General features: G+C 64.3%; 30 protein-coding genes. 15 read left to right on the forward strand and 15 right to left on the reverse strand.

Translation table 11 applies throughout. The annotated features are described in order from the left end of the window. Positions 1 to 11: 11 nt before the first annotated feature. A complete protein-coding gene (locus tag ZBI01S_RS06130; RefSeq protein WP_110477052.1) occupies positions 12 to 1,220 on the reverse strand; it encodes a sigma-70 family RNA polymerase sigma factor in 1,209 nt (402 codons plus the stop codon). Continuing rightward, complete coding sequence (locus tag ZBI01S_RS06135) at positions 1,217 to 1,567, reverse strand: YciI family protein (protein ID WP_159421427.1); 351 nt, start codon at positions 1,565 to 1,567, stop codon at positions 1,217 to 1,219. The genes ZBI01S_RS06130 and ZBI01S_RS06135 overlap by 4 nt, the downstream gene beginning before the upstream one ends. 294 nt (positions 1,568 to 1,861) lie before the next feature. Here ZBI01S_RS06135 and ZBI01S_RS06140 point away from each other — a divergent pair, with 294 nt between their 5' ends. From ZBI01S_RS06140 to ZBI01S_RS06175, 8 genes are all read left to right on the forward strand, one after another. Continuing rightward, positions 1,862 to 2,392, forward strand: a complete 531-nt coding sequence (locus tag ZBI01S_RS06140; protein ID WP_066057894.1) for a TetR/AcrR family transcriptional regulator — start codon at positions 1,862 to 1,864, stop codon at positions 2,390 to 2,392. A 2-nt stretch (positions 2,393 to 2,394) separates the two neighbouring features. Continuing rightward, entirely contained in the window at positions 2,395 to 2,742 is a 348-nt protein-coding gene (locus ZBI01S_RS06145) for a DMT family transporter (RefSeq protein ID WP_066057897.1), read from the forward strand. Next, entirely contained in the window at positions 2,742 to 3,062 is a 321-nt protein-coding gene (locus tag ZBI01S_RS06150; protein WP_066057899.1) for a DMT family transporter, read from the forward strand. Before ZBI01S_RS06145 ends, ZBI01S_RS06150 begins: the two co-directional genes overlap by 1 nt. A gap of 15 nt (positions 3,063 to 3,077) precedes the next feature. Further along, positions 3,078 to 3,275 carry a hypothetical protein gene (locus ZBI01S_RS06155; protein ID WP_005053846.1) on the forward strand — a complete coding sequence of 66 codons (198 nt, stop codon included), beginning with the start codon at positions 3,078 to 3,080 and terminating at the stop codon, positions 3,273 to 3,275. A gap of 68 nt (positions 3,276 to 3,343) precedes the next feature. After that, complete coding sequence (locus ZBI01S_RS06160) at positions 3,344 to 3,910, forward strand: recombinase family protein (protein ID WP_047253623.1); 567 nt, start codon at positions 3,344 to 3,346, stop codon at positions 3,908 to 3,910. Between the two features lie 9 nt (positions 3,911 to 3,919). After that, positions 3,920 to 5,356 carry a TnsB C-terminal domain-containing protein gene (locus ZBI01S_RS06165; protein ID WP_066057901.1) on the forward strand — a complete coding sequence of 479 codons (1,437 nt, stop codon included), beginning with the start codon at positions 3,920 to 3,922 and terminating at the stop codon, positions 5,354 to 5,356. Further along, the gene (locus ZBI01S_RS06170; RefSeq protein WP_066057904.1) at positions 5,349 to 6,266 is read left to right on the forward strand and encodes an AAA family ATPase; all 918 of its coding nucleotides are present in this window, start codon (positions 5,349 to 5,351) and stop codon (positions 6,264 to 6,266) included. The genes ZBI01S_RS06165 and ZBI01S_RS06170 overlap by 8 nt, the downstream gene beginning before the upstream one ends. Positions 6,267 to 6,484: 218 nt before the next feature. After that, the gene (locus tag ZBI01S_RS06175; RefSeq protein ID WP_066057908.1) at positions 6,485 to 6,688 is read left to right on the forward strand and encodes an antitoxin VbhA family protein; all 204 of its coding nucleotides are present in this window, start codon (positions 6,485 to 6,487) and stop codon (positions 6,686 to 6,688) included. A gap of 341 nt (positions 6,689 to 7,029) precedes the next feature. Here ZBI01S_RS06175 and purL read toward each other — a convergent pair whose 3' ends face one another. The 5 genes from purL to purS all read right to left on the reverse strand — a co-directional run bounded on the left by purL (position 7,030) and on the right by purS (position 12,459). Beyond that, positions 7,030 to 9,333, reverse strand: a complete 2,304-nt coding sequence (purL, locus tag ZBI01S_RS06180; protein ID WP_066057910.1) for a phosphoribosylformylglycinamidine synthase subunit PurL — start codon at positions 9,331 to 9,333, stop codon at positions 7,030 to 7,032. A 161-nt stretch (positions 9,334 to 9,494) separates the two neighbouring features. Further along, positions 9,495 to 9,953 (reverse strand): DUF3817 domain-containing protein, encoded by a 459-nt coding sequence (locus ZBI01S_RS06185; protein WP_066057913.1) that lies wholly within the window; start codon positions 9,951 to 9,953, stop codon positions 9,495 to 9,497. 55 nt (positions 9,954 to 10,008) lie between these two features. Next, the gene (locus ZBI01S_RS06190; RefSeq protein ID WP_066057916.1) at positions 10,009 to 11,232 is read right to left on the reverse strand and encodes a DMT family transporter; all 1,224 of its coding nucleotides are present in this window, start codon (positions 11,230 to 11,232) and stop codon (positions 10,009 to 10,011) included. A gap of 163 nt (positions 11,233 to 11,395) precedes the next feature. Continuing rightward, the gene (gene purQ / locus ZBI01S_RS06195) at positions 11,396 to 12,088 is read right to left on the reverse strand and encodes a phosphoribosylformylglycinamidine synthase subunit PurQ (RefSeq protein WP_066057919.1); all 693 of its coding nucleotides are present in this window, start codon (positions 12,086 to 12,088) and stop codon (positions 11,396 to 11,398) included. 2 nt (positions 12,089 to 12,090) lie between these two features. After that, the gene (gene purS, locus ZBI01S_RS06200) at positions 12,091 to 12,459 is read right to left on the reverse strand and encodes a phosphoribosylformylglycinamidine synthase subunit PurS (protein WP_083524571.1); all 369 of its coding nucleotides are present in this window, start codon (positions 12,457 to 12,459) and stop codon (positions 12,091 to 12,093) included. 257 nt (positions 12,460 to 12,716) lie between these two features. On the opposite strand from purS, the gene ZBI01S_RS06205 reads away from it, so the two are divergent. Further along, positions 12,717 to 14,015 (forward strand): AI-2E family transporter, encoded by a 1,299-nt coding sequence (locus ZBI01S_RS06205; RefSeq protein ID WP_066057920.1) that lies wholly within the window; start codon positions 12,717 to 12,719, stop codon positions 14,013 to 14,015. 252 nt (positions 14,016 to 14,267) lie between these two features. Here ZBI01S_RS06205 and purD read toward each other — a convergent pair whose 3' ends face one another. Continuing rightward, positions 14,268 to 16,484 (reverse strand): phosphoribosylamine--glycine ligase, encoded by a 2,217-nt coding sequence (gene purD / locus ZBI01S_RS06210; RefSeq protein ID WP_066057925.1) that lies wholly within the window; start codon positions 16,482 to 16,484, stop codon positions 14,268 to 14,270. Positions 16,485 to 16,515: 31 nt separating this feature from the next. Between purD and ZBI01S_RS06215 the strand changes: the two genes are divergently transcribed. Together ZBI01S_RS06215 and ZBI01S_RS06220 are read left to right on the forward strand one after the other, a co-directional pair. Then, on the forward strand, positions 16,516 to 16,968 hold the full coding sequence (locus tag ZBI01S_RS06215) for a sterol carrier family protein (RefSeq protein WP_066057928.1): 453 nt from the start codon (positions 16,516 to 16,518) through the stop codon (positions 16,966 to 16,968). Between the two features lie 198 nt (positions 16,969 to 17,166). Beyond that, complete coding sequence (locus ZBI01S_RS06220; RefSeq protein WP_066057931.1) at positions 17,167 to 17,577, forward strand: hypothetical protein; 411 nt, start codon at positions 17,167 to 17,169, stop codon at positions 17,575 to 17,577. A 107-nt stretch (positions 17,578 to 17,684) separates the two neighbouring features. On the opposite strand, the gene purF is transcribed toward ZBI01S_RS06220, so the two are convergent. Then, positions 17,685 to 19,142 (reverse strand): amidophosphoribosyltransferase, encoded by a 1,458-nt coding sequence (purF, locus tag ZBI01S_RS06225; protein ID WP_066057934.1) that lies wholly within the window; start codon positions 19,140 to 19,142, stop codon positions 17,685 to 17,687. 230 nt (positions 19,143 to 19,372) lie between these two features. Between purF and ZBI01S_RS06230 the strand changes: the two genes are divergently transcribed. After that, positions 19,373 to 20,197 carry a tyrosine-protein phosphatase gene (locus ZBI01S_RS06230; protein ID WP_159421428.1) on the forward strand — a complete coding sequence of 275 codons (825 nt, stop codon included), beginning with the start codon at positions 19,373 to 19,375 and terminating at the stop codon, positions 20,195 to 20,197. A 60-nt stretch (positions 20,198 to 20,257) separates the two neighbouring features. Beyond that, positions 20,258 to 21,361, forward strand: a complete 1,104-nt coding sequence (gene purM / locus ZBI01S_RS06235) for a phosphoribosylformylglycinamidine cyclo-ligase (RefSeq protein ID WP_066057941.1) — start codon at positions 20,258 to 20,260, stop codon at positions 21,359 to 21,361. 148 nt (positions 21,362 to 21,509) lie between these two features. Here the strand turns inward: purM and ZBI01S_RS06240 are convergent, their stop codons facing one another. The 3 genes from ZBI01S_RS06240 to ZBI01S_RS06250 all read right to left on the reverse strand — a co-directional run bounded on the left by ZBI01S_RS06240 (position 21,510) and on the right by ZBI01S_RS06250 (position 22,787). Further along, positions 21,510 to 22,025 (reverse strand): ferritin, encoded by a 516-nt coding sequence (locus ZBI01S_RS06240; RefSeq protein ID WP_066057944.1) that lies wholly within the window; start codon positions 22,023 to 22,025, stop codon positions 21,510 to 21,512. An 87-nt stretch (positions 22,026 to 22,112) separates the two neighbouring features. After that, a complete protein-coding gene (locus tag ZBI01S_RS06245) occupies positions 22,113 to 22,493 on the reverse strand; it encodes an SdpI family protein (RefSeq protein ID WP_066057945.1) in 381 nt (126 codons plus the stop codon). 75 nt (positions 22,494 to 22,568) lie between these two features. Beyond that, positions 22,569 to 22,787, reverse strand: coding sequence for a DUF3073 domain-containing protein (locus ZBI01S_RS06250; protein WP_066057948.1), 219 nt, complete (start codon positions 22,785 to 22,787; stop codon positions 22,569 to 22,571). Between the two features lie 431 nt (positions 22,788 to 23,218). Between ZBI01S_RS06250 and ZBI01S_RS06255 the strand changes: the two genes are divergently transcribed. Then, the gene (locus ZBI01S_RS06255; RefSeq protein ID WP_066057952.1) at positions 23,219 to 24,367 is read left to right on the forward strand and encodes a flavin-containing monooxygenase; all 1,149 of its coding nucleotides are present in this window, start codon (positions 23,219 to 23,221) and stop codon (positions 24,365 to 24,367) included. Positions 24,368 to 24,414: 47 nt separating this feature from the next. Continuing rightward, positions 24,415 to 24,900 (forward strand): NUDIX hydrolase, encoded by a 486-nt coding sequence (locus tag ZBI01S_RS06260; protein ID WP_245610558.1) that lies wholly within the window; start codon positions 24,415 to 24,417, stop codon positions 24,898 to 24,900. A gap of 10 nt (positions 24,901 to 24,910) precedes the next feature. Here the strand turns inward: ZBI01S_RS06260 and ZBI01S_RS09840 are convergent, their stop codons facing one another. The 3 genes from ZBI01S_RS09840 to ZBI01S_RS06275 form a co-directional block, all read right to left on the reverse strand. Beyond that, a complete protein-coding gene (locus tag ZBI01S_RS09840) occupies positions 24,911 to 25,300 on the reverse strand; it encodes a fluoride efflux transporter FluC (protein ID WP_066057955.1) in 390 nt (129 codons plus the stop codon). After that, positions 25,297 to 25,818, reverse strand: coding sequence for a fluoride efflux transporter FluC (locus ZBI01S_RS06270; RefSeq protein ID WP_066057959.1), 522 nt, complete (start codon positions 25,816 to 25,818; stop codon positions 25,297 to 25,299). Before ZBI01S_RS06270 ends, ZBI01S_RS09840 begins: the two co-directional genes overlap by 4 nt. Before the next feature lie 156 nt (positions 25,819 to 25,974). Further along, entirely contained in the window at positions 25,975 to 26,271 is a 297-nt protein-coding gene (locus ZBI01S_RS06275; protein ID WP_066057962.1) for a hypothetical protein, read from the reverse strand. Positions 26,272 to 26,352: the final 81 nt, after the last annotated feature.

A 26,352-nucleotide genomic window follows, 5' to 3' on the forward strand; every position in this document is an offset into this window, starting at 1 on the left:
GTCTTGTTTAGCTATAGAATTTCGACACGACTGGCGTTGCTGAGGAGATGGCGCAGGGCGTGCCGCTCGTGTTCGTACTCGCACATGTCGATGGCTCGTCCGAGGAGATCGTCGGCACCCGGATCATCGCCTTCTTGGCGGAGTATATGGGCTCCGAGAACCAGTACACGGTGATGGTTCGGCAGCTCGCTGCGCAACCTGTCTACTTCGGCGATGGCGACGGACCGCCCGGCAGCTGCCCGCCCCGCGGCCTCTTCCAGTCGGTCCAGCGGCGAATCGCCCAACTGGGCGAGGCGATCGTGTGCAGCTTCGATGAGGCCCCAGTTCGTGCGTTCAATATCGGGGGCTAATGAGTGTGCCGCCTCGATCGTGGCGTACGCTCGAAGTTCCTCCGCATACCCTGCGCTGGGAGCCAATGCTGTGTAGCGGCGTAGCGCCGCTGTCGTCTCGTCCGAGCGCCAGAGGGAACGGTCCTGTTCGGCCAGGGTGAGTAGACGCCCGCTGGTATCGATGCGGGCTGCGCGACGAGCATGGGTCAGTGAAACAAGTACATCGAGTGCACTGAGCGCGGGCTGCGGGTAGTTCCAGGCCGTCTGCTGCACCAGCGATACAAGGTCGCCGGTCGCCTTGTCGTTGGCAAAGTAGGCTGCCGTGTACGCAACTGAGAGTGCGCGAGCGACGTCGTCGGACCTTTCTGGGTAGTCACGTGAAGACGTCAGGGCGAACCCCGCCAGTGTTGCACGCTTCTTGGCGCGGGTGATGCGCGCCGCCATGGTCGATGTGCTCACGAGAAACATACGTGCGATCCGCTCGGTAGACAGGCCCAGCACGAAACGCAGCGCCAAAATTGGTCGAGATTCGCTCCCCAACGCGGGGTGGCAGGCAAGCCAGAGCATTTCAACTCGATCGTCAATCATGCTGGGCGCTTTCTCGGCGGCCTCGATTGATTCCTCGGCCACGACCAAGTGCCGCCGTCGTGCCAACGCTTGTTCACGACGCAACTCATCGATCAGCACGCGCTGCGCAGTGCGACGAATCCAGGCGACAGGATGGGCTGGCATCTGTTTCTTCCACGCACCCAGTGCGCGCTCGCAAGCATTGGAAAGCGCGTCCTCCGCGAGATCCACCCGCCCGGAGAACACGATGAGGGAGCGCAGTAGCGACGCCCAGTGCTCACGTACCAGCGCCGCTACCGCGTCGTCCGGGTTATGCAACCTCATCCCATCGAGTCGACAGGCCGCATCTCCATGTCATACGGCGGCAGAACGTCCGATACTTCGAGCAACAAGTCCAGGTTCGGAGTTTCAACGAGGTAGAAGCCGCCTAACCCCTCGTACGCGGTAGCATATGGTCCTTCAGAGATCACCCGTTTGCCCCCCGATCTGCGCACAGTGGTGGCTGCTTCCCCGTTCTGGAGAGCTTCGCCTGCGAGGATCTCGACGCCACGCGCGGCGCACTCACTCCCGAACTGCTCGAATCGTTCCATGAGCGCAACCTGTTCAGCCTCGTTCAGCCCGTCCCAGGCCGGAACATCGCCATCGCCCGTCAGTAGCAGCATGTACTTCATGTTTGTCTCCTCTCGATGGCGTACGCACGCCATCACCATAGTGACGTAGGAGCATCAACGAAATCGACACCACTCCAAGAACAACTCAGACATCTTTCAGTCGTACCCCCGAACTGCAACCTTCATAGATGCCATTGAGCGCAGAACAATAACCGCCAAACACCACCAACATTCACACCGTCGGTGCTCGTGCCGGAATCGATCGTTTTCGGCCTACTCGGCTCGCGGTGATGAACCTATGCGCCGGCAATCTGCTGGATGGCCTGGTTACCTTCCGGATGGTAACCTACACTCATGCGCACCGATCCTCGCCCCGCGATCCTGGCGGCCGCCTTCTCTCAGCTCGACGAGGGGCGGGCGGTGTCTCTGGATTCCGTGGCCCGGAGTGTGGGGCTGACCAAGCCGGGGGTGATGTATCACTTCCCCACGAAGGAAGCCCTCATGCTCGCCCTGGTGGACTCCGTTTTGGACCGCTGGGAAGAGGCGCTGGTCGCACGCCTCGGGTCGTCACCGGAGGGCGCGGCGCCGGCCGCGCGCATCGGCGCGTACGTCGACTGGTCACTGTCCGGGGGGTTCGATGAAACCGACCTGATGGCGATGAGTGATCCGAAGCTGCGCCGCTCGCTCACGCAACGCTGGGCCGAACGTCTCGCGCCCTGGCTTGTCGTGCCTGATGACGTCGCCCCGGCCGAACGCACCCGGTTGCTCGCCGCCCGCCTTCTGGCCGACGGCGGGTGGCTTGCCGAAGCCGCCAACGTCTCCCCCCCTACCCCCGGCGACCTGGCGCAGCTCCGCGCCTTCGCCCACAACCTCCTGAAGGACTGACTATGAAGAAATGGCTCCTGCTTGCCGGCGCGATCATCAGTGAAGTCGCCGGCTCTCTCGCCCTCCAAGCCGGCCAGGACCACCCGGCCTGGTACATCCTGGTCGCGATCGGCTACGTCGGCGCGTTCACGCTTCTCGCGCTCGTTCTACGCGAGGGGATGGCCCTCGGGGTTGCATACGGGATCTGGGGCGCGATGGGCGTCGCGTTGACCGCACTGCTGGCCGCACTCCTGTTTGGACAGCCCTTGACCGGCGTGATGATCCTCGGCCTGGCGTTGATCATCGGCGGTGTTCTCACCGTCGAACTCGGATCGCAAGCGGCGCAGCGCAAGAGGGAGGCGAGCATCTGATGGTCTGGCTCTTCCTCATCCTCGCGATCGTCCTCGAAGTCGGCGCGGCACTCTCCCTGCGCCTCGCAACCGACGGCCGGAAACTGTTCTACATCGCCGTCGTCGTGGGCTACCTCGGCGCGTTCTTCTTCCTCACCCAAGTCCTTGCCCTCGGGCTCGGCATCGGTGTTGCCTACGGCATCTGGGCCGCCTCCGGCGTCGCCCTCACCGCCGTGGCCAGCAAGTTCCTGTTCAAAGAGCCCTTCACCTGGGTCATGGCGCTCGGCATCGCCCTCATCATCGGCGGCGTCCTCCTCGTCGAACTCGGCGCGGCCCACTAGCCTGCCGACACGGCCATGACCGTCGCTCGCACCCTCGCGGCAATTCGCCGCGCCCTCCTGGAAGATCCTGCCGTCGACATCCGATTCGTGGACGCAATCACCGTCGACAGTCATCTTCTGAGCACGCACGGCCAGGCCCTCATCCTGTTCGTACACCCACAGCATCGCGAAGTCGTCGACGAGCTGCGCAACGCCTCCCGCCCATTGGACTAGTGCGGTCGGCCGGGGTCATCACCGCGGCCGCCTATGTAAAACAAGCGGCGTTCACGTTACACTGAGGCATGGCCACGATCGGTTACGCCCGAGTCTCAACCCGAGACCAGAATCCCGACGGCCAAACGGATGCGCTCAATGCGGCGGGCTGCGACAAGATTTTCGTCGAGCACGCATCCGGCACCCTGGCGAAACGGCCGGCACTGACGGAAGCCCTCGGATATCTGCGCGAGGGGGACTCGCTCGTCGTGACGAAACTTGACCGGCTCGGCCGGTCGGTGAGAAACCTCAAACAGGTCGCGGACGAATTGCAACAGCGCGGGGTCGGTTTGAAGGCACTCTCGCAGGGCATCGACACGACGACGCCGGGAGGTCGCCTGTTCTTCCACATGCTCGCTGCGATCGCGGAGTTCGAACACGACCTCATCGTCGAACGCACCCACGACGGCCTCGCGGCCGCCCGCGCCCGGGGCCGGAAGGGCGGCCCGAAGTTCAAGATGACGCCGACGAAGATCCGGCAGGCCCGGGCGATGTACGACGAGGGCGGCCACACCGTCCAAGAGATTGCCGACACGTTCGGAGTGTCCCGGCCCACGATCTACCGGCACTTGGCCGAGCACGTCGAGCGGGCCTAACGAGGAATCATGGCGCACCTCAGCGACCGGCAGAAAGCCGAGCTTGTGCGCCAACACCAGGACGGGGTGCCGTGGACGCGCATTGCGGAACACTCCGGCGTTGCCGTACGGACCCTGCAACGCTGGGCAGCCCGGATGGAAACGGGACAGCTCTCACGGGCACCTCGCAGCGATAAGGGTTCGAGGCGCATCGACGCCGAGCTGGTGAAGGCGATTGAGGCGCTTGCTGTGCGGCGACCCGCGCCGACGATCGCGTATATCCACCGCCGCATCGGTGATATCGCCAGGGGCCGAGGACTATCCGTCCCGGGGTACACCACGGTCCGCGAAATCGTGCACGCGCTCGACCCGGGCCTGACCGCTCTCGCGGACGGCGGGGACGCGGCCTATCGAGACAAGTTCGAGCTGGTCTACCGCCGCACAACCTCTGCGCCGAATGAACAGTGGCAGATGGACCACACTCTGCTCGATGTGATGATCCTAGATGACCGGCAACAGCCTGTCCGTCCCTGGCTCACGATCGTGCTCGACGACTACTCACGAGCGATCGCGGGCTACGCGGTCAGCGTCTCAGCACCCACGGCCGAGCATTCCGCATTGGCTTTCCACCAGGCCATTACTCGGAAACGAAACCCGAAGTGGGTGGTGTCGGGCCTCCCGGACATCCTCTACAGCGACCACGGATCCGACTTCACCTCGACCAGAATCGAACACGTCTGTCTCGACGTGCACGTGCGGTTGATTCACTCACGGATCGGCGTCCCGCAGGGGCGCGGCAAGATCGAACGGTTCTACCGAACGATCACGACCGAGCTGCTGCCGCACCTGCCCGGCTTCATCCCGCACGGCACCGGTGGATCGCCCATCACCGAGCCAACGTGGACCTTGCACCAGCTCGATGACGTTCTCGAGCGATTCATCGTCGACGAATACAACGAACGCATCCACTCATCGACGGGTGCTGCCCCGCACGAGCGATGGCGCAGCGACAGTTTCATCCCTCGAACACCCGCCCGCCCGGAAGACATCGATCTGCTTCTACTCACCGCAGCGACAACCCGCCGTGTGCAACGTGACGGGATCCGTTTCGCATCCACCCGATACTTCTCCCCAGTCCTCGCCGCGTACGTCGGGGAAGACGTCACGGTGCGGTACGACCCACGTGACCTCGGGGAAGTACGAATCTTCCACGACAACGCATTCCTCTGCCGCGCAATTGCCCCCGAACGCTCCTCGGAGACTGTTTCCTTCGCGGATCTACAAACTGCGAGGAACACGCGACGTCGCACCCTGAAACAGCAACTCCGGGAGCTCACGACTCACGCAGACTCCCTCCCCGAAGACACTCGCCACCAACCTGATATTGCAACGGCCTTCGGCAACCCACCTGTCCAGGCCGCGATACCTCGCGCACGACACGGATTGAGGACCTACGCCAGTGACTGACGCAGACAGCAAACCCCGGTCTCTTCTCTTCACGCCTGACGATGACGGACGCCGATTCCTCAACGGCCATTTCGACGAGTTCACCGATGCACCCCCGCCCCACGCGGACAGCTTGGCCGCATTCGTGACTACCCGTGAGTACCGACGGTTCACAGAGTTTGCGGACACCGTCCGATCACACCGCTACATCGGCCTCTGCTACGGACCGCCCGGCGTTGGGAAGACACGCTCCGCCCGCAACTACGCAGGCACTGACGAGTGGGAGCAGTGGTACCCGCTTTCCCGCGGCGAAGGCGCACTGCCACCTGTGCCCGAAGCGGTGCAACGAAGTCGCACGGCGTTCTTCACGCCCACCGTCGCCGCGACCATCAAGCAGATCGATCAAGGCTTGCCCCGGGCATGCCAGCAGATCTCCTGGGCCATCGACTATACCCAGCACGGGCACGTTGATCCTTTCGTGCACGTGGAGTCTCAACACAGTGGGAACACCGAACTGCTCATCATCGACGAAGCCGACCGACTCAAAACCGCTGGCCTCGAACAAGTCCGCGACTTTTACGACCGCCACCGGATGGGCGTCATCCTCATCGGCATGCCCGGCATCGAGAAACGGCTCGCCCGATACCCCCAGCTCTACAGCCGCATTGGCTTCGCTCACGAGTACCGGGCGCTACGCAGTGACGAGCTCACGGCCGTTGTCGCGCAGCGTCTCCCGGACCCCGACCCAGACGACTCCGGTCTCGCGCACACCGCTGCTCTCGCCGCGATCGTCCGCGCCACCAATGGAAACTTCCGTCTCGCCGACCGGCTCGTCACCCAGATCAACCGCATACTCGAGATCAACAAGCAGACGCGCCTCATCCCTGAGGCCGTCGACGCCGCCCAGGAAGCACTCCTCATCGGACGATAAGCGACGCGGGAAACACGACATTTACCGGCGCAAGTCACACCCGACCGCAATTTGAGCCGGGTAGCCCGGCTCAAAACCCCGGCTCAAAACCCCGGCTCAAAACCCCGGCTCAAAACCCCGGCTCAAAACCCCGGCTCAAAACCTAATCGGTTCAAAACTGAACCTCGATCGTTTATGCACCGCCAAGTAAATTGGAGCTAACACGAGACAAGGAGGCCATGATGCCTAAAGCGCAAGTGAAGCCGGATACGGCGCCGCCGGACACCCAGCGCACCCTTGATTTTGTTCATGGTGTACTTGGTGCGGCCGGTCAGACGATGACCGATCCAGTGCTGGTTGATCTGTTGGAGCGCTACGTACGGGGCGAGATTAGCGAAGCTGAGTATGACCGCGCCACAGTCGAGCACGTGTTGCGTTCATGAGGGCACACCAGTTCGGTGCCTGGGATGATTACTTCATCCCGTTGGGATTTCTGTTCAACTCTCCCAACTAAGCTTCCGACGTACGTTGTACTCACGCTTGGCACGTTGGGATTTCTGTTCGGGTGTAAGCCTCGCAGGCCTGAGCGTGGGTTTCATTACTCCCGCGCGGAACGACTATTCTCCCTGCAGTGGTGGCTGTGTTGCTGGCGTTGATAGTGACCCAGCGGCTGTCATGGGTGCGAACCCACGGAAAACCACGTGTGGCCCGCACAATCGCGGGCCACACAGCGAACTCAATAACTGATAACTGCCGGGCTCAGTGAGCCGTGGGCAACACCGAACTAGTCGAGCTTGCCCGAATCGCGCACCAACTCACCGAATCGCTTCGGCAGCGTCTCTGCGCGAGCAGCGGCAAGCTCCGAAACCGGCACCGCAAACTGTCCCTGCACGTCCAGCACATCACCGTCGGTCACGCCGATGCGCAACACCGGGAAGTTTCGGGCCTCGCACATGTACGTGAACTTCACGTCTTCTTCGCGCGGTACCGCGACCAGGATGCGAGCGGTCGATTCCGAGAACAGTGCGGTAGCGGCATCCACACCGTCACGCTCGCACAGCTCATCAAGCACGATGCGCGCACCGATGCCGTAACGCGACATCTCGGCCAGCGCCAGCGCCAGACCACCCTCAGAAAGGTCGTGGGCAGCGTTCAGCAGACCCTGCTGCGAAGCACCGAGCATCAGACCAGCCAGCGCAGCTTCACCAGCGAGGTCAACCTTCGGCGGCAGACCACCGAGGTGACCGTGAATCACATCAGCCCACATCGAGCCCGAAAGCTCTTCGGCGGTGGTGCCGAGCAGGTAGAGGTTGTCGCCCTCGTCTTGCCACGCACCGGCCACGCGGCGTGCAACATTGTCGAAACGACCGAGCACGGCAACCACTGGCGACGGGTGAATCGGCACATCACCGGTCTGGTTGTAGAACGACACGTTACCGCCGGTCACCGGCACCTTCAGCTCGAGGCAAGCGTCAGCGAGACCCTCAACGGCCTCCTTGAACTGCCACATCACCTCGGGGTTCTCTGGCGAACCAAAGTTCAGGCAGTCCGAAACCGCCATCGGCACGGCACCGGTCGTAGCGACGTTACGGAATGCTTCGGCCAGCGCGAGCTGCGCACCCGCACGCGGGTCGAGCTGCGAGTAGCGACCATTCGCATCCAGCGACACCGCCACACCCATGCCGGTAGCTTCATCCACACGAATCACGCCCGAGTCTTCGGGGTATGCAAACGCGGTGTTACCGAGCACGTAGCGGTCGTACTGGTCGGTGATCCACGACGGGTCGGCCGCATTCGGCGACGACAGGATGCGCATGAACTGGTCGCGCAGTTCGTCACCGGTCTGCGGGCGGGCAAGCGCCTCGGCACGGTCAGCCTGCAGCGCGTCGAGCCAAGCCGGGTACGCAACCGGGCGGTCGTAAACGGGCGAGTCAACGGCGACGGTGCGTGGGTCAACATCAACGATGCGGCCACCGCGCCAGTCAATCGTCAGGCGACCCGAGTCGTTCACTTCGCCGAGCACCGAGGTCTCAACCTGCCACTTTTCGGTGACCGCGAGGAACGCTTCGAGCTTCTCAGGGCGAACAATCGCCATCATGCGTTCCTGCGATTCCGACATCAGAATCTCTTCGGCAGTCAGCGTCGAGTCGCGCAGCAGCACCGAGTCGAGGTCGATGTGCATACCCCCGTCACCGGCCGCCGCGAGCTCCGAGGTGGCGCACGAAATACCGGCGGCACCGAGGTCCTGAATACCCTCAACGGCGTCGTTCGCGAACAGCTCGAGGCAGCACTCGATCAGTACCTTCTCGGCGAACGGGTCGCCAACCTGCACGGCAGGACGCTTGGTTGGGCCGCCCTCATCGAACGTGTCCGACGCAAGAATCGAGGCGCCACCAATCCCGTCACCACCGGTGCGCGCACCAAAGAGCACAACCTTGTTGCCGGCACCGCGAGCGTTCGCCAGGTGCAGGTCGTCGTGCTTCAGCACACCAACAGCCAGCGCGTTCACGAGCGGGTTCACCTGGTAGGTCTTGTCGAACCAGGTCTCGCCACCGATGTTCGGCAGGCCAAGGCAGTTGCCGTAGAACGAGATACCGCCGACAACGCCGTTCACGACGCGCGAGGTGTCGGCCTCGTCGATGTCACCGAAACGCAGCGCATCCATGACCGCAACGGGGCGGGCACCCATCGAAATAATGTCGCGAACGATACCGCCAACGCCGGTCGCGGCGCCCTGGAACGGCTCGATGTAGCTCGGGTGGTTGTGCGACTCAACCTTGAAGGTCACGGCCCAGTTGTCACCGAGGTCGATCACACCGGCGTTCTCGCCCATGCCCACGAGCAGGTGCTCGCGCATGTCATCGGTAACCTTCTTGCCGAATTCGCGCAGGTACTTCTTCGACGACTTGTACGAACAGTGCTCCGACCACATCACCGAGTACATGGCGAGCTCACCCGACGTTGGGCGGCGGCCCAGAATCTCGCGGATCTTGGCATACTCGTCGGCTTTCAGACCGAGCGCCTCGAACGGCTGCGACTTCTCGGGGGTTTGCTCAGCGTGTTCGACGGTGTCGAGAATGTCGTGCAACTCGGGCTCCTGACTTGAGGGGGCACATCGGAAGGTCTGCGGTCAGTCTACCGGGATGCGCGGGGTACCGGGGATGCGCGGGGTACACGTTCGCCGTGTTCGGTACCGGATGCATCCGGTCACGTGCACGTGCATCCGCTACGGGATGCGACCGGCCGCGACTAGCCGCGGGTGAGCGCGGGCACAAAGATCACGACGAACACCACGAACGCGATCACACTCAGCGTGATTGGGTGGCGGCGCGCCCAGGGGACGACTCCGCCCATGCGCGCGACCAGCGGAGCGGGAGTCCAGGTCACGGTGACCTCGTCGTCCCAGCCACCGGCGAGCATCCCCTTCTTGTGCATCCACCAGTCATAGGCGAGCGTCATGAACGGCGGAATCGACGCCAAGCCACCGCACACTACGGCCCATAGCGGCCAGCGGTAGTGCGCCGAAATCACGACACCCGAAAACAGGTACGAGAGGAATACGGTTCCGTGCGCGGCTCCGGCAAACGCCACCAGCGGCGTACCGATCTCGGGCGCCCAGAGGTACTTGAACCCCATCGCCACCAGCAACAGCGCCCAGGTAATGGCTTCGGCAATCGAGGCGGTACGGAGCAGGCGCGCGGGAGTCATGTCTTCCAGGATACCGCTGGGGTATTCACCGCGGGGTGCTCGGCCCCGGCCGTGCCTAGCTCGGTTTGCGGCCGGATGCGGAGGGCCCGCTCGACGTGCGGATCGTGCGGTTCGCGTGTGCCCGCATCCGCTTGAACCGCCGCCGCTTGCGCCGCTCACCCGAAGTGCTCGCCAACGAAATGAACATCACCGTCGCGATGATTGCGATGACGCCCACCCACTGCAAGAGCGAAATCTGCTCGTTCAACAGGATCAGACCGGCCATGATCGCAATCAGCGGCTGCATCAGCAGCAGCATCGAGCCGGTAGCCGAATCAAGTCGGGCCAGGGCATTCGAAGTCGCAATCCAGCCAATAACCTGACCGAGCAAGGCCGTCGCCGCGAGAATCAACACCGCCGTCATCGGTGGCGTCAGGTTCGGCGCACCGAACGCGGTTGAGACGCTCGTGCCCACAATCGTGGTCGACAGCGTCGCCAAGAACACCTGCGTCGACGCGTGTCCGGCAGCCCGCGCACGGCCAAGAATCAGGATGTACACCGAGTACGCAAATCCGCCGGCAACCGCCAGCAGCACCCCGATAAACACATCGCCGGTCAGGTCGCCGCTCTCGATAATGCCGCTGAGCAGCAGCACCCCCGTGAGCATGATCGGGATCGCCGCAATGAACGCCACCGAGAGCTTCTCGCGGAAAATCACCAGCGCAATCAGCGGCACGATAATCACCTGCAAATTACCGGCGACCGTCGCAATACCCGCGCCCGCGAGCATCACGCCCTGCGTCCACAGGCCCACATCCAGGCCAAAGAACACGCCACCGAGCAGGTGCAGCAGCAGCGTCCGGCGCGGCATTGGACCGTTCAGGCGCCGCTCCCAGATCGCCAAGAACAGCAGCGGAACCAGCGCGAGCCCAAAGCGGAACAGCACCGAGGTCGCGGTATTTTCCCCGGCCATCCGAATAAATACCGGGCTAAACCCAACCGTGAACGACCCGATCAACGCGACCAGGCGCGCATCCACCTTATTTAGGAACCCGAAAATGTCTTTCGGAACCGGCCGCCCCGCCTCGCGCAGCTGATGCGCTTCTTCGGCAGTGAGCGACGTCGTAATCAGCGTCGTGGTGGATGCGATGGGCGGGATCGCGCGCAGCAGCTCGCCGGCGTCGGGTGCCGGTTCGATCGGCATGCCAATGGCGGTGGTGTTGATGCGCTCAACGTGGTCGCGCTGACGCTCGCGAGGTTTTGCCCAGTGTGAGCGATCGGGCTCGTCCCACTCGCGCATGCGACCTCCTGCGACGAATTAAGCGGCTGAACGTTGGCAGGCACCGCGGCGCTGGCCGCAAGGTGATGCCTGCAAACCTATCGAACGAATATGACCGCCAGGGGAGTACCCACTGGCGGTCATATGTCGCAATGTCAAACGCTCGGCGACGTGGCCGAACGAATTACGAAACGAGCTGCTGAATGAGTCCCGCGAACATTGGCAGACCGTCGATACCCGAACGCATCCGCTCGTCGTTGTCGGGGCCGTAGCCGCGCTCAACGGCGTGCTCAGGGTGCGGCATGAGACCAACAACATTGCCAGCTTCGTTGCGCAGACCCGCAATGTCGTTCATCGAACCGTTCGGGTTGACGTCGAGGTAGCGGAAGGTGACGAGGCCTTCGCCTTCGATGCGCTTGAGCGTCTCGTCGTCGGCGATGAAGCCGCCCTCACCGTTCTTGAGCGGGATGATGATTTCTTCGTTGGTTTCGTAGCCGCGGGTCCACGGGGTGTCAGTGTTTTCGACGCGCAGACGCTGGTCGCGGCAGATGAAACGGCCGTGGTCGTTGCGAATCAGACCACCTGGCAGCAGGTGGGATTCGACGAGCATCTGGAAACCGTTGCAGATACCGAGCACGGGCAGACCCTTGCCAGCAGCTGCTTTGATTTCGGCCATGATCGGTGCGTGAGAGGCGATGGCACCGCAGCGCAGGTAGTCGCCGTAGCTAAAGCCGCCGGGCAGCACTACCGCGTCGACGCCCTGCAGGTCGTGGTCGGCGTGCCAAAGGGCAACCGCTTCGCCACCCGCGAGCGTGATCGCGCGCTGTGCGTCACGGTCGTCGAGCGAACCGGGGAAAGTAACAACTCCAACGCGCACGGCTATGCCTGCTCGCCTGCGTTGGCTGTTTCGTTGGCGACGGCCTGTGCGTCGTTAGCGGCGCCGGTGGGCAGGAAGCCGTCGTCGGTAACCGTTTCGGTGTCGGCCGGGTCGATCTCGACCTCGTCAACGACCTCGATCGAGATGACGTCTTCGATCACGCCGTTCGAGAGCAGGTCGTCGGCGATGGCGGCAATTTCTTCCATTAGCTCGGCGGTGACTTCGGCCTCGCTGGTGATCTCGAATCGCTTGCCGATGCGAACATCGGTGATGTGAGGGTTTCCGGCGGCAGCGAGCGAGCGCTGAACAGCCTTACCTGCTGGGTCGAGTAGTTCGCGCTTGGGCATTACCTCGACGACGATTTTCGGCATCCGAGACTCCTGTCACTGAAACGTAGACGTACGCAGTCAATCCTAACGGTCACCGCAGGGCAGCGGTGCCACCGTGTTTGCCGCCGATGTTTGCTGCCCGGTTTCGCGTTGCAATTCGCGGCGCAATTCGGTGTTCCGGATGCGGTGTGCTCGTTCGCGTTCAGGGCAACCGGTTACGTTTAGCGCCAGAACTGCGCGCCACCAGGTGCGCCCCAGCCCGACCGACCGCTGTATCCGCGGACATTAATGAGGACTGCATGACGCACGCATCCGAATCCACCAGAACCAACGCAACGACCGACGCTGCGGTACCCACCGCATCCACCGAACGCCCGCCGAGCCACGCAGAACTGCAACGGGACGCCGAAGTGCAAGGCCGCATCCCGCTGCCGAACCGCCTCGGTGAGCTGTGGACCGATGCGTTTGGCGTCGCCGCAACCCGGGCGCTGCAGGCCGTGATCTTGCTGCTGCTCGGTGGCCTGGTGATTTGGGGTCTGCTGCAGGTGTCGATCATCGTGATCCCGGTGCTGCTGGCGCTGATTATCGCCTCGGCCATCGCACCCGTGATCGCGTGGCTTGGGCGCCGGGGACTGCCGCGCACGCTGTCGACCGTGATCGTGTTTGTTGGCGCAGTCGTCGTGTTCGGCGGGTTGATTTGGCTGGTTGTCGAGCAGGTGCGGATGCAGTGGGATGAGCTCGTGCGCACCACGACCGAGGGCGTCGGGCAGCTCGTGGCCGGTTGGAACAAGACCTTTCCGCAATTCCCGATCAACGACGAAGCCATGGGACAGGCGTTGACCGCGATTCAGGATGGCGCGAAGAACATCAGCTTCGGTTCGGTGAGCTCGGGCATCGCCTCGGGGCTGAGCGCGTTCGGCTCGTTCGTTACCAGCCTGGTGTTGTTCTTGGTGGTGCTGTTCTTCTTTACGAAGGACGGTCCGACGCTGTGGTCGTTTGTGATTCGCCCGCTTCGTGCCGCCCAGCACCGCCGCGCTGAGCTCATGGGTGTGCGAGCCGTGGCCGTGATGGGTGGCTACGTGCGTGGCACCGTGATCGTGGCGCTCGTGGATGCGGTGTTCATCGGCATCGGCCTGTTCATCGTTGGGGTGCCGCTGGCGCTGCCGCTGTCGGTCGTGGTGTTTATCTTGGCGTTCATCCCGGTGGTGGGCGCAACGCTTGCGGGCGTGATCGCGGCGGCGGTGACGCTGGTCACGAACGGCCCGACCGAGGCGGTCATCGTGGCGGTCATCGTGCTGGTGGTGAACCAGCTTGAGGGCAACCTGCTGCAGCCGGTGGTGCTTGGGCGCTCGCTGAAGCTGCACGAGCTGGTGGTGCTGCTCGCGCTGATGACCGGAACCGTGCTCGGCGGCATTATCGGCACGCTGCTTTCGGTGCCGCTGATGGCGATCGTCTGGGCGCTGGTGAAGGCATGGAACGAGACGCTGCCGGAACTTGAGCGTGATGCTGACGGCGACGGGGTTGCCGATGCTGATCGGGATGCGGGTGGTGACACAACGGTTGGCGCCGAGTCGGGCGCGAAGACTGCCGACGCTTAGCCAGACGCTGCTAGCTAGGCCGACGCCGCAAACGCTTAGGTGCGTGCTGCCGCTCATCAAATTGCGGTGAATCGGCGCGGATGCGGCGGTTTTCGCCCCAAATGATGAGTCGCGGCACGTTCGGGCGCGGGTCAGCCGGGAAAACGAAGGGCGGGGACATCAAGTGATGTCCCCGCCCTAGGTTTATTTGGCCCGCTGCGTGTTTGGCGTGCGGCTTGGCGCGTGGTGTTCCAGCCCGCCAGGCTCAGCGAACTAGCGCGTCAGGCGATCGATGAGCTCGCGGTAGCGAGCCTGCGTCTGCGCCACGATCGATGCTGGCAGTACCGGTGGCACACCCTCACCGTTCCAGTTGGCCTTGAGCCAGTTACGCACGATCTGCTTGTCAAACGACGCCAGGCGCTCGTTCAGTGGCAGCGATTCGTCGCGGTAGCTGGCCGCATCCCAGAAGCGCGACGAGTCCGAGGTGAGCACCTCATCGGCGAGCACAACCTCGTCGCTGCCCAGCTCGTGACCGAACTCAAACTTCGTGTCGGCGAGCACCAGGCCGCGCTCGGCAGCAATCGTGCTGGCCGCGGTGAACAGGCGCAGCGAGACGTCGCGCAGGCGAGCGGCAACCTGCTCGCCAACCAGTTCAACGGTCTGCTCATAGGTGATGTTCTCGTCGTGCTCACCTTGCGGCGCCTTGTATGCAGGCGTGTAGATCGGTGCCGGCAGGCGGTCGCCGTCCTGCATTCCGGCAGGCAGCGGCACACCGCAGATCGCGCCGGTGCGCTCGTACTCGGCGAAGCCCGAACCGGTCAGGTAGCCGCGCACCACGCACTCAATCGGGTACATCTCGAGCTTGGCCACGCGCATGGCGCGAGCCGCAAGCTCAGGCGAGAGCGCCGCATCCCAGCCCGCGTCTTCGCGCAGGTGGTTGGCAACCGGAAGCTGGCTGAACCAGAACCGGCTGAGTTCGTTCAGCATGGCCCCCTTGCCGGGAATCTCCGGCTCGAGCAGGTGGTCAAAGGCCGAAACACGGTTGCTGGCCACTACGAGCAGCGCCGATGCGTCGGCATCCGACTCGTAAATCTCGCGAACCTTGCCCGAGTACACGTGACGCCAACCGTCAAGCTGCGCCGGTGCATCCTGAACTACCGCCGGAGCCGGGGCAGCCTCGGCAACTGCAGCCATGGCACCCGTGCGGGCACGGATGACGTCCTGCAGTGCGGCACCGGCCTGGGCGATGTCGGTGCGGAACTGGCCGCCTTCGAGACGGATGCGGTCCATCGCGGTGTACGCGTTGCGTCGCGCTTCCTGCAGCGATTCGGCACCGGCCACCACGTTGAGTACGCGGCCACCGGTTGCGGTCACCACACCGTCGTTCTCGGCTGTCGCGGCGTGCAGCACCAGCGCGCCAGTAGCTTCAGCATCCTCGAGCCCGGTGATTTCACGGCCCGAACGCACCTGCTCGGGGTAGCCCTCCGAAGCGAGCACAACCGTGACGAACGACTTGTCGTTGAGCGACAGTTCGGGTGCGTGCTGGTCGAGGGTGCCGTTGGCGGATGCGAGCAGCAGTTCCGAGAGCGGCTCGGTCAGGCGCTGCAGCACGACCTGGGTTTCGGGGTCGCCGAAACGGGCGTTGAATTCGATGACGCGAATGGCGCTGTGGTTCACGATCAGGCCGCAGTAGAGCAGACCCTGGAACGGGACGCCGTCGGCACGCATGGTGTCGACGATCGGTTGCGCAACCTCGCGCTCAATGGTGCGCATGAACTCGCGCTCGCCACCGAACTGGTCGATCAGGAACGGAACCGGGGTGTACGCGCCCATGCCGCCGGTGTTGGGGCCGGCGTCGTTGTTGTTGAGTCGCTTGAAGTCCTGTGCCGGTGGCAGTGCGCGAACGGTCTCGCCGTCGGTGATGCAGAACAGCGATACCTCTTGGCCATCGAGGAACTCCTCAACCAGCACGGGACCGTGTGGCAGCCACACTTCGGCGTGACGCAGGGCGGCGTCGCGTTCTTCGGTAACGATGACACCCTTGCCGGATGCGAGTCCGTCGGCCTTGATGACGTACGGCGCACCGTACTGGTCGAGGGTCGCGGCAACTTCGGCGAGGTCGGTGAGGCGCACGGCACGACCGGTTGGCACACCAGCACGCTGCATGACATCCTTCGCGAACGTCTTCGAGCCTTCGAGCTGCGCAGCGGCCTTCGACGGGCCGAATACCGGCATACCGAGCTCGCGCACGGCGTCGGCAACGCCCGCAACGAGCGGCGCCTCCGGGCCGATCACGACCAAGTCGATAGCCTCATCCTTAACGAACTCGGCAATGAGATCGGGGTTGGATTGATCGATGCGAATCCGTTCGGCTTCGCGCGCAATGCCGGTGTTACCCGGGGCGACGACGAGCTGATGTGCATTCTCTTGAGCGAGCGAGTGCACGATGGCGTGTTCGCGCGCGCCTGAACCAAGTACCAGAATCTTCACCAGGACAGGTTACCGAACCGAGGAGGTAAACATGCGAGTCCGGATCGACGATGCCGCAGGAATCGCCGCGCTTTCGGCATGGTGGCAGGCGACGCGCGAATTCGAATCCGATGAACTCCGTACCGCCGAAACGGGTGCGGCTGCCGCATCGCCGACCGCGCGCTTGCCACGAGCAACCCTCGCCACCGCAGTTCGGTACACGCTGCAGCGGCTTACCGACCTTGCCCCGGGTAAGTCGGTTGAGGTGCGAGTGCCGCCGTTTGGCGCGGTGCAGTGCGTCGAAGGGCCAGGGCACACGCGCGGTACGCCGCCGAACGTTATTGAGATGGATGCGGCGACCTGGCTCGCGCTTGCCGTTGGCGAGATGTCGTGGGATGCGGCACGCAGCGCGGGCGACGGGCGCGTGCAGGCTTCGGGCGTGCGCGCTGATCTGACCGGGCTGGTGCCGGTGCTCGGCCTAGCTGAGCGCGACCGGCTTCGCTAGGCGAGACTCGCTCGCCTGACTTGGTGGCATCGGCGTTGCCGCAAAATTTGTTGCCCCACAGCGGCTTCGAAGCAATATTTGTCGTGAAGGTCGTCAGAGGCAACAGATGTTGACGGTTAGGTAGCAGCAGTTGGTCGCGAGGCGCCCGGGATGCGGGTGCGATGTTCGAAAACGCGACCGGATGCGAGAATGGGCGGTATGGAAAACGCGCAAGGGGCCGCATCCGGCCAATCTGACCCCCAGGCCTCGCCATATGTAGCGGACAACGCGGCAGCCGCATCCGAGTCGGCCGCAACGGAATCCGCCAACGAGACCGCAACCGCACCGGCACCGGTGGCATTCCCCGAACACGCCACCGCCACGGTTCGCCGCGGCGTGAACATGCGCGGATTCTTGGCGCTCGGTGTGGTCGTGGGCGTGGTGCTCGCGATCGTGCTCACCTACGCATTCCCGCCGCACCCGGACTTCAGTCGCGGCCAGGTGCTCGGCTTTTTGCTGGTGTTCGTCACGGCAGTGTCGGCGATCGTGTTCATCGGCATCGGCGCGATTATCGAGTTTGTGATCGGCCGCAACAAGCGCGAAATCGAGCTGCAGAAAGCCGACCGCTAAGGGACGTTCAGAATGCTGTTGCAAATAGGCACCGGCACACCGTATATCAGCGTGCCGGTCCCTATTCGCAACAAATTTCCAACGGGGCGTCTCACCCCTCGGGAGTTCTAGCTCGTGTGGTTCGTCTCGAGCCACGCCAGATATTCGGGCGTCACCGTGCCGGTGACGCACTCACCGGTGAAGCAGGACATGTCGAGCTGCGTGATGTCCGAGCCCGCCGTAATCGACTCGAAGAGGTCCTCGACCGTCGAGAAAATCACCTTGTCGGCACCGATCACCGAGCTCACCTCTTCGATCGTGCGGCCGGATGCGATCAGCTCGCCGCGCGTAGGCATGTTGATGCCGTAGACGTGCGGGTACCGAACCGGGGGAGCGGCCGAAGCGAAGAACACCTTCTTGGCACCGGCGGCGCGGGCCATCTCGACGATCTCCTTCGAGGTCGTGCCGCGCACGATCGAGTCGTCGATCAGCAGCACGTTCTTGCCCGCAAACTCACGCGGCAGCGCGTTGAGCTTCTGGCGCACCGACTTCTTGCGCACCTTCTGGCCGGGCATGATGAACGTGCGGCCGATGTAGCGGTTCTTGTAGAAGCCCTCGCGGTACGGCGCGTTGAGCACCTGCGCGAGTTGCATCGCGGCCGGACGTGCCGAGTCTGGAATCGGCATCACGACGTCAATCTCGTCCAGCGAGATTTCTTCGACGACGCGGCGCGCGAGCTTCTCGCCCATGCGCAGACGGGTGTCGTACACCGAAATACCATCAAGCACCGAGTCGGGTCGGGCGAGGTAGACGTACTCGAATGAGCACGGTGCCAGCGCCTTGGTCTCCACAACCTGCTTCGACGACATCTCGCCGGCATACGAAATGAAGATCGCTTCACCCGGGCGCACGTCACGCACGATGTCGTATCCGCCCGAATCGAGCACGAGCGATTCCGAAGCCACGACCCACTCTTCGCGACCGTTCTCATCCACGCGGCGGCCGAGCACCAGCGGACGGATACCGTACGGGTCGCGGAAAGCGAGCAACCCGTATCCGGCAATCAGCGTGATCGCCGCGTACGAGCCCTCAACGCGGTTGTGCAGCGTGGCAACAGCGTCAAAAATCTCGTCGGTGGTGAGTTCGCTGCCGTGGATCGAGTCCTGCAGCGCGTTGGCGAGCACGTTGAGCAGAATCTCGGTGTCGCTCGACGAGTTCAGGTGTCGGCGGTCGATGCGGAAGAGCTCGTCGGTGAGCTCGCGCGTGTTCGTGAGGTTACCGTTGTGCACCAGCACGAGACCGTACGGGGCGTTCACGTAGAACGGCTGCACCTCGTCTTCGCGCTTGGCCGAGCCGCTCGTGGCGTAACGCACGTGGCCGAGGCCGACGTTACCGGCGAGCGAGCGCATGTCGCGGGTGCGGTACGCCTCGCGCACCTGGCCCTTGGCCTTCACCATGTGCAGGAACTTGCCCTCGGCGGTGGCGATACCGGTCGAGTCCTGACCGCGGTGCTGCAGCAGAAGCAGCGAGTCGTACACCTGCTGGTTAACGGGAGAAGTTGAGACGTGACCGACGATGCCGCACAAAGTGGGGTGCTTCCTTACGTAGAGGCGCGGGCGCAGCAGAACGAGCTGCGCAGTACATCCCTCTATTCTGCCACCGCGCGGGCCGCTTGCCGAGACGTATTTTCGATTTGCTGCTGGATGGACGGGGTGGCGTGCGCGAGGCTGAGCGCGCGGGGCCGGGCTGCGCGCGTTGGTGGCTGCAGCGCGCACCGCTCGTCTTGCCGTAACCCGTTCGCGCCACCATGGAACGCATGGTTGATTTCGAGTCGAATGGCACAGCACCAGGCGCACCTGCGGCCCCGGATGCGCACGGTACACGTCGCGTGCTGTGGCACGGTTTCTACAACGCGCGCGATCTCGGCGGGCTGCCGCTGACGGGCGGTGGCACCACCCGATTCGGTGGCTACGTGCGCTCGGCCGATCTGCGCTTCGCCACACCAGCAGGCCTGCGCGACATGGCGCAGGCGGGCGTGGGGACCGTCGTCGACCTACGAAACGATTTTGAAACGCATCCCGTACCCCGCAGCCCCGAAGACGAAGCGGCCAACGCGCATCGTGTGCCACCCACCCGCGAAGCCGACCTACCCGAGGGCGTATTTGGCGTGCGCGTGCCGCTCGACAACCCCGACCGCGTCGAGTTCTGGCAGCGGATGCGCGCCGAAGGCCGCTTGGGCACCCCGCGTTTTTTCGCTCCCGTGCTGCGCGAACACCCCGAACGCGTGGTCGCCGCACTGCGCGTCATCGCCGCGGCACCGGGCGGTGTGCTCTACCACTGCGCCGTCGGCCGCGACCGCACCGGCCTGGTCACCTTTGCGCTGCTGGCGCTCGCGGGTGTGCGCGCCGATGCCATCGCATCCGACTATGCCCTGAGTGCGGGGGAGCTCGCACCGTTCTTTGCGCGGCTCGACTATCCGAATCAGGCGGCGAACATCGACGCGATTCTCGCCGAACAGGGACACACGCTCGAGTCGGCGGTTGCCGAACAGCTCGACGCGGTTGATGTGGCGCAGGTGTTGCGGGATGCGGGGCTCAGCGACGGCGAGATTCGCACGTTGCGTGCGCGGCTCGTGCCGTAGTGCTGCGGAGCGATCACGCGCATCCTGCTCGACGCAGCAGAACCCGATACGCTTGACGGCATGAGCGACGATCTTTACGCATCGGCCGGTGTAGACACGCGCGCGGGTGACCGCGCCGTCGAGCTGATGAAGCAGGCGGTACAGGCAACGCACGGCCCCGAGGTTCTTGGTGGCGTGGGCGGATTCGCGGGCATGTTCGATGCCTCGAAGATGCTGAAGATGCGTCGTCCGCTGCTGGCAACCTCGACCGACGGTGTCGGCACCAAGGTGGCTATCGCCCAGGCAATCGACAAGCACGACACTATCGGCCAGGACCTCGTGGGCATGGTCGTTGACGACATCGTCGTGGTCGGCGCCGAACCGATGTTCATGACCGACTACATCGCCTGCGGCCGCGTGGTGCCCGAGCGCATCGCCGCAATCGTCGAAGGTATCGCCCGCGCCTGCGCCGCAACCGGCACCGCACTCACCGGTGGCGAAACCGCGGAACACCCGGGTCTGCTCGGACCAGACGACTACGACGTCGCCGGTGCCGCAACCGGTGTTGTCGAAGCCGATCGCGTGCTGGGCGCCGACCGCGTCAAGGACGGCGACGCCATCATCGCGCTGGCCGCATCCGGTCTGCACTCGAACGGTTACTCGCTCGTGCGCCGCATCCTGGCCGACAAGGGCATCGACTACGCACAGTTCGCCGACGACTTCGGCACCAGCTGGGGCGAAGCGCTGCTCGAACCAACCCGTCTCTACACCGGCGAGCTCGTTCGCGTGCTGAACCTGCCCGAACTCGACGGCAAGATCCACGCCATGTCGCACGTCACTGGTGGCGGTATCGCCGCGAACCTCGCGCGCGTACTGCCAAAGGGCGCCTGGGTTGAGCTCGACCGCGCGCTGTGGTCGCCATTGCCCGTCTTCCGCGTACTCACCGACCTCGCGGGCGCATCGCTCGAATCGGTTGAGGGCACTTGGAACCTTGGCATCGGCATGTTCGTTGTCGTGGATGCGGCAGCTGCAGATGCCGTGATGGCTGCCTGCCGCGCAGAGGGTCACGACGCCTGGCTCGCCGGTTCGGTATCGATGGCCGAGCGCGACTTCGCTGGCTTCGAGCAGGGCGCTAAGGGCGTTGACGGCGGTGCCGTGCGCCTGGTTGGCAGCTACGCGAACTAGCGAACTAGCGACCTGGCGACCTGGCGACCTCACGCACCCAACGCGCGAATCGCGCATCCGGTAACAACGACGAAGCGGCCCGCATCTGCGAGCCGCTTCGTTCGGGTTTGGGCGGGTGTTTGCCCGTGCGTTGGATGCGCGGTGCCGGTTATTCGGCAGCTGGCAGTTCGCCGCCCGGACGCGAGCCGAGTTCTTGGTCGAGCTTGAGCAGGCCGGTGCCGTCTTCGCCAATGAGCTTGACGCGGCCGATGATCTCGCCCACGGTGGCTTCTTCTTCGAGCTGCTCGCTGATGAACCAGTGCAGCAGCGGCAGCGAATCAATGTCGCCTTCAGCTTGCGCGATCTTGTAGAGACCGCGGATAGCTTCGGATACCTTCTGTTCGTGTGCGAGCGAGGCTTCGAATGCGGCGAGCACGGTCGTAACCGTCTCGGCCTCGACGGTCATATTGCCGTAGCGAGGGTGCGCATCCCGATCGAGCATGTGCGCGATGAACTTGCCAGCGTGCACGCGCTCTTCGTCGGCCTGGGCGCGGAACCACGAGGCGATACCGGGCAGGTCGATGGCCTCCATATCGATGGCGAGCTGCTCATAGGTGAGCGCCGCGACCGTTTCGAGGGTGACCTGGTCGTTGAATGCGGATTCGAGTTTTCCAGTGAGCTTCATGCCCTCACGCTAGCGAGCGCGGTTGTGAGGGTGCTCAGTGCTTGTGGATGCGGTGCTTGTGGATGCGGTGCTCGCGGTGCGGTGCGACTACTGCGCTTGTTCGGCGACGCGGGATGCGGCGCGCTCACCGACGACAAGCTGGGCGATGGCCCCGGCGGCCGTGCAAGCGACTGAAATGCCGCAGCTGATGAGGAACGGCATGACGGTGAGGCCGAGGCACATGGTGGCGACGCCGCCGACGGCGCCGATGCCGTTGAGGACGTAGACCCAGGGGAGTGCGGCGCGGTGGGCGGCTTCCCAGGTGGCGTCGGAGAGTCGGGTGGATGAGGTGCGAATGCCGCCCATGCTGGCGCGGTCCATGCGCCCGGTTGCGGCCATTCGGGTTGCGAATATGGCAAGCAAATTGCCCACGAGCAGCAAGAGGCCGAGCACGATTGCGATGGCGATTCCGGGTGGGTTGAGTGCCACGGGTCCTCGTTCCTCGCGATGCTCGTGCTCAGCAGTGTGGCTCGCGGGCAGATTGCTGCTCGCGGATGCGGTTAGTTACGCGCGTCGGAGCTGGTAGTCGTCGTTGTCGTCGTCCGACCCGTTATACGGGTCGTCGAGGTATTCCGACCACTTCGAAATTTCGTCAGCTTCCGCAGCGGCATCGCGCTTGCTTTGGAGCTCGCGCTGCAGCTTCTCGTAGTCAGTCTCGGGGATGTTGTACTTCAACTCCCGAGCGACCTTGGTGTGCTTCGCCTTCTGACGGCCACGCCCCATATTGCGTAACCCCCTCAATAGCTAAGGTGCCGGTCGAATGCTCAACCGCGCACCAGATGTCCAAGATTAAATCAGTGGCAATCACTTTACCACGCGCTGGCGCGTGGTAATTATTGGCACAGCACCACGCGCTCGCGCGTGGGAAATATTGGCGCTGCACCACGCGTGTGCGCGTGGTAATCATCGGCGCAGCACCACGCGCATCCAGGCCGTTGGAAATTTGTTGCATATATGGGCAAGCAAGCCGTATATGCACGTGCCGGGGCGTATTTGCAACAAATTTCTGGGCGCCCTGTGGCGAAACCCAGTCGTTCCGGTACCAAACCCAGCAACCCCGCATCCGCATCCCCGAAAATGAATGCCGGTGCGCGACGGATAATGGATCGAGCGCCCAGCAACGCCGCTATCGCCGACGCACGAAAGGACTGTCAATGCTCACGACCACGCAGCCAATTGACATCGCGGTGATCGGCGCCGGTGGTTCCGGCCTCACCGCCGCCTATTCGCTGCGCGCGCTCGGCCTCACCCCGCTCAAAGACTTCGTGGTCATCGACAGTCACCGCGGTCCCGGCGGCTATTGGCAGCAGGGATGGGAGTTCCTCACGCTCGGTCGCGCGCTCAAGCAGGGCGAGTTGATCGATCTTCCCGGTCAGGATGAACTGGGCGTCAGTTTCCATTCGCTCGACCAGAACCAGCCCGCGCGCGACGCCGTTCCCTATGCCTGGCGCATGTACGAAAACGCGTACGACCTCTTTGTTGCGCACGGTGTTCGCGGCACCGCAGTGCGCACGAGCCGTCGCAACAACCTGTTCCGCATCGAGTACAACAACCGGCTCAGCCACACTTCGGGTGCGCTCACCGCGCGGGTGCTCATTAATGCCACGACGACCTGGTCGCGGCCGTTTATTCCGGCCTATGCGGGCCTCGGTGAGTTCACCGGCACGACGCACCACGCTTACCGGCTCAACACCCTTGATGAGCTCGCGGGCAAGCGCGTGCTCGTGGTCGGCGGCGGTCGGGTTGCGGTCGAGTTGCTGCTGCAGCTTGAACGCGTTGGCATCGACACGCTGTGGTCGACCCGTCGCGAACCCGACTTTCACGAGCTGCCGAAGCTTTCGCTGGCACCGCGCCCGCGGCTCACGGTCGGTGAGGTGTCGGATGCGAAGCTTCGTCGCGTGCAGCGCATGGCGTCGCGCGGCAAGTACCTGCCGAGCGATGTCTCGGTGCGCGGCATTCCGGTCACGCGCGAGATTTTCGAGGCGCGGCGGCGCGGACTGCTGCACTCGCTCGGGGCGATCAGCCGGTTCACCGCGCACGGTGTCGAGTTTGCCTCGGGTCAGCGCGAGCCGGTCGATGCCGTGATTTGGGCAACCGGCGGTCGCCACGCATCCCGCCATCTCGCACCGTTGAAACTGCGCGATCCGGGTAGCGCGCTCAAGGTGGATGCGGCCGGTTGGTCGCGCCGGAACGAGCGCGTGGCGTTCCTCGGGTACTCGCCCGGCATGCACGTGGCCGACGCGCTCAACGAGGCGATGAACATCGGCGAGGATGCGATCGAGCTGCTCGAGTCCGACCACTAGGTCGGGCTGGATGTGCGGTGCAGTTTGGGCGGCTACCGTCAGGTACCGTGACTGAACCGCTGACTGGACCTGACGCATCCGCTGCCACTGCGCCTGAGGCGACTGAACCTGCCGCGAGCGACCCGCGCACGATCGTGGTTGCCGCCATCGTGTTTCGCGACGCCGAAGGCCGCGTGCTGACCGTGCGTAAGCGCGGCACCGACCGCTTCATGCTGCCCGGTGGCAAGCCCGAAGCCGGCGAGACACCAATCGAGACCGCCGTGCGCGAAGTCGAAGAAGAGCTGCGGATGCGGGTGGATGCGGCGCAGTTGTGGCAACTCGGCGTGTTTCATGCGGCGGCCGCGAACGAGGCCGGGCACCGCGTGACGAGCACGGTGTTCGTGCACTCGGCGGATCCGAAATGCTTGCGGGAAGGGTTGCCGGAACCTGCCGCCGAGATCGCTGAAGTTCGGTGGACCGATCCGAGCCAGGAGCATGCAGACATTGCGCCGCTGCTGGCGACGCAGGTTTTCCCGGCGCTGCTTGCGCGGTAGCTAGTCGCGGCTAATTCGTGAGCGCGCCGGTGACCGCGAACGCCGCCAGCGCGAGGGCGAAGCATCCCACAAATTGGCCGAGCGTGTTGCCGATTGCGGCCGCGCGACGCCCGCGCTGCCAGAGCTGCAGGGTGTCGACCATGGCGGTGCTGTACGTGGTGAATCCGCCGAGGAAGCCGAGGGTGAAGGCGTTTGGGCCGATCTGCACGCCCTGCTGGAACGCGAACTGGCTGAAAATGCCGATACCGATCGCACCGAGCGCGTTGATGCTGGCGGTGGCGAGCGCCGGCGGAGTGCTTGCGCGTTCGCGCAGCAGTGTGTCGACGATGTAGCGGCTTGCGGCGCCGAGACCGCCAAGCGCCACGATGAGCGCCCACCAAGCAATGCTGTACGGGATCACTGTTGCGGCTCCGTTGTGGTGCCGGTTGCTGTGCTCGAACCCGTGCCGGTTCCGGTGGCGGATGCGGTGGTGCCAGTTGCGGGGTTGTCGGCCGCTGCCGCGGTGGTTCCGGTGTCGAGCGCGCCCAGCCGCCAGCCGAAGTAGGCGAAGAACGGGCCGGTGGCGACGGACACGATGGCAATCACCAGCCAGGTGAGTGGGAGCTCCTGCGTGCGCCACCAGACATCGGCGTAGAGCGCCGAATAGCTGGTGAAACCGCCGATGGCGCCGGTACCGATCAGCAGTCGCAGTTCGGGCGCGATGAGATTGCGCAGCGCCATGGCGACGACCGCGCCGAGGGCAAAGGCACCGATGGCGTTCATGATGAGCGTGGCGCTGAGCCACGTCGTGTCGTTGAACGGGATCAATCCCACGCGCATCCCAACCCCGAACATCCCGCCCAAAAACACGAGCCCGGCATTGCGCAGCAGGCGCGGCAGCGGGGTGCGCGCCGTGGGGGCGGTCGGGTTGTGGGTCACGTTCGCAGTCTAGCTAGTGCGGCCGCACGCGGCCTTTGGCGTGCGTTGGAAATTTGTTGCATATGCAGGCAGGCAAGCCGTATATGGGGTTGCCGAGGCATATGTGCAACAAATTTCTGGTGCTGGGGCGGCGCTGGGCCTGGAACTGGGGCAGGCTTAGGCGAGGCGGGTGGTGTTTGGCCGGGCCGGGGTGCTGGGTTCGGGCTGCGTGCCGCGCTCGGATGCAGGGCGGTCGGCAGGATCGGCGGCCGGCACGGCGGCTTCGGTAGCGTCATCCGCGGTCTCGAGCCGCCGCAGCTTCGGGGTAGCGGTCCAGTCCAAATGCTCGGGCCGCTCGACCTGCCAGGCCGCAGGGCCACCACGACCGGCACGGAACCGCGCGCGAACCATGCGCACTCGCGATTCGCGACCGGATGCATCCGGTACCGAAACTGAGAATTCTGCACCTGGCATAGTGGCTCCGTTCTGTGGTGGCGAGCGCGTCCGCCCGCTGCCTGGCCAATCTATCGCGCTGGCGGAACGCCTGGCTGGTTA

Source organism: [Zimmermannella] bifida NBRC 103089 (genome assembly GCF_001570925.1).
Lineage (GTDB): Bacteria > Actinomycetota > Actinomycetes > Actinomycetales > Microbacteriaceae > Gulosibacter > Gulosibacter bifidus.

Coding starts and splice junctions, on each gene's coding strand:
- ZBI01S_RS06140 (WP_066057894.1), top strand. CDS start 1,862: ATGCGCACCGATCCTCGCCCCGCGATCCTGGCGGCCGCCTTCTCTCAG.
- ZBI01S_RS06190 (WP_066057916.1), bottom strand. CDS start 11,232: ATGCGCGAGTGGGACGAGCCCGATCGCTCACACTGGGCAAAACCTCGC.
- ZBI01S_RS06155 (WP_005053846.1), top strand. CDS start 3,078: ATGACCGTCGCTCGCACCCTCGCGGCAATTCGCCGCGCCCTCCTGGAA.
- ZBI01S_RS06275 (WP_066057962.1), bottom strand. CDS start 26,271: ATGCCAGGTGCAGAATTCTCAGTTTCGGTACCGGATGCATCCGGTCGC.
- ZBI01S_RS06250 (WP_066057948.1), bottom strand. CDS start 22,787: ATGGGGCGTGGCCGTCAGAAGGCGAAGCACACCAAGGTCGCTCGGGAG.
- ZBI01S_RS06230 (WP_159421428.1), top strand. CDS start 19,373: ATGGTTGATTTCGAGTCGAATGGCACAGCACCAGGCGCACCTGCGGCC.
- ZBI01S_RS06150 (WP_066057899.1), top strand. CDS start 2,742: ATGGTCTGGCTCTTCCTCATCCTCGCGATCGTCCTCGAAGTCGGCGCG.
- ZBI01S_RS06135 (WP_159421427.1), bottom strand. CDS start 1,567: ATGAAGTACATGCTGCTACTGACGGGCGATGGCGATGTTCCGGCCTGG.
- ZBI01S_RS06165 (WP_066057901.1), top strand. CDS start 3,920: ATGGCGCACCTCAGCGACCGGCAGAAAGCCGAGCTTGTGCGCCAACAC.
- ZBI01S_RS06130 (WP_110477052.1), bottom strand. CDS start 1,220: ATGAGGTTGCATAACCCGGACGACGCGGTAGCGGCGCTGGTACGTGAG.
- ZBI01S_RS06185 (WP_066057913.1), bottom strand. CDS start 9,953: ATGACTCCCGCGCGCCTGCTCCGTACCGCCTCGATTGCCGAAGCCATT.
- purM (WP_066057941.1), top strand. CDS start 20,258: ATGAGCGACGATCTTTACGCATCGGCCGGTGTAGACACGCGCGCGGGT.
- ZBI01S_RS06175 (WP_066057908.1), top strand. CDS start 6,485: ATGATGCCTAAAGCGCAAGTGAAGCCGGATACGGCGCCGCCGGACACC.
- ZBI01S_RS06215 (WP_066057928.1), top strand. CDS start 16,516: ATGCGAGTCCGGATCGACGATGCCGCAGGAATCGCCGCGCTTTCGGCA.
- ZBI01S_RS06220 (WP_066057931.1), top strand. CDS start 17,167: ATGGAAAACGCGCAAGGGGCCGCATCCGGCCAATCTGACCCCCAGGCC.
- ZBI01S_RS06255 (WP_066057952.1), top strand. CDS start 23,219: ATGCTCACGACCACGCAGCCAATTGACATCGCGGTGATCGGCGCCGGT.
- ZBI01S_RS06160 (WP_047253623.1), top strand. CDS start 3,344: ATGGCCACGATCGGTTACGCCCGAGTCTCAACCCGAGACCAGAATCCC.
- purS (WP_083524571.1), bottom strand. CDS start 12,459: ATGCCGAAAATCGTCGTCGAGGTAATGCCCAAGCGCGAACTACTCGAC.
- ZBI01S_RS06145 (WP_066057897.1), top strand. CDS start 2,395: ATGAAGAAATGGCTCCTGCTTGCCGGCGCGATCATCAGTGAAGTCGCC.
- ZBI01S_RS06205 (WP_066057920.1), top strand. CDS start 12,717: ATGACGCACGCATCCGAATCCACCAGAACCAACGCAACGACCGACGCT.
- ZBI01S_RS06240 (WP_066057944.1), bottom strand. CDS start 22,025: ATGAAGCTCACTGGAAAACTCGAATCCGCATTCAACGACCAGGTCACC.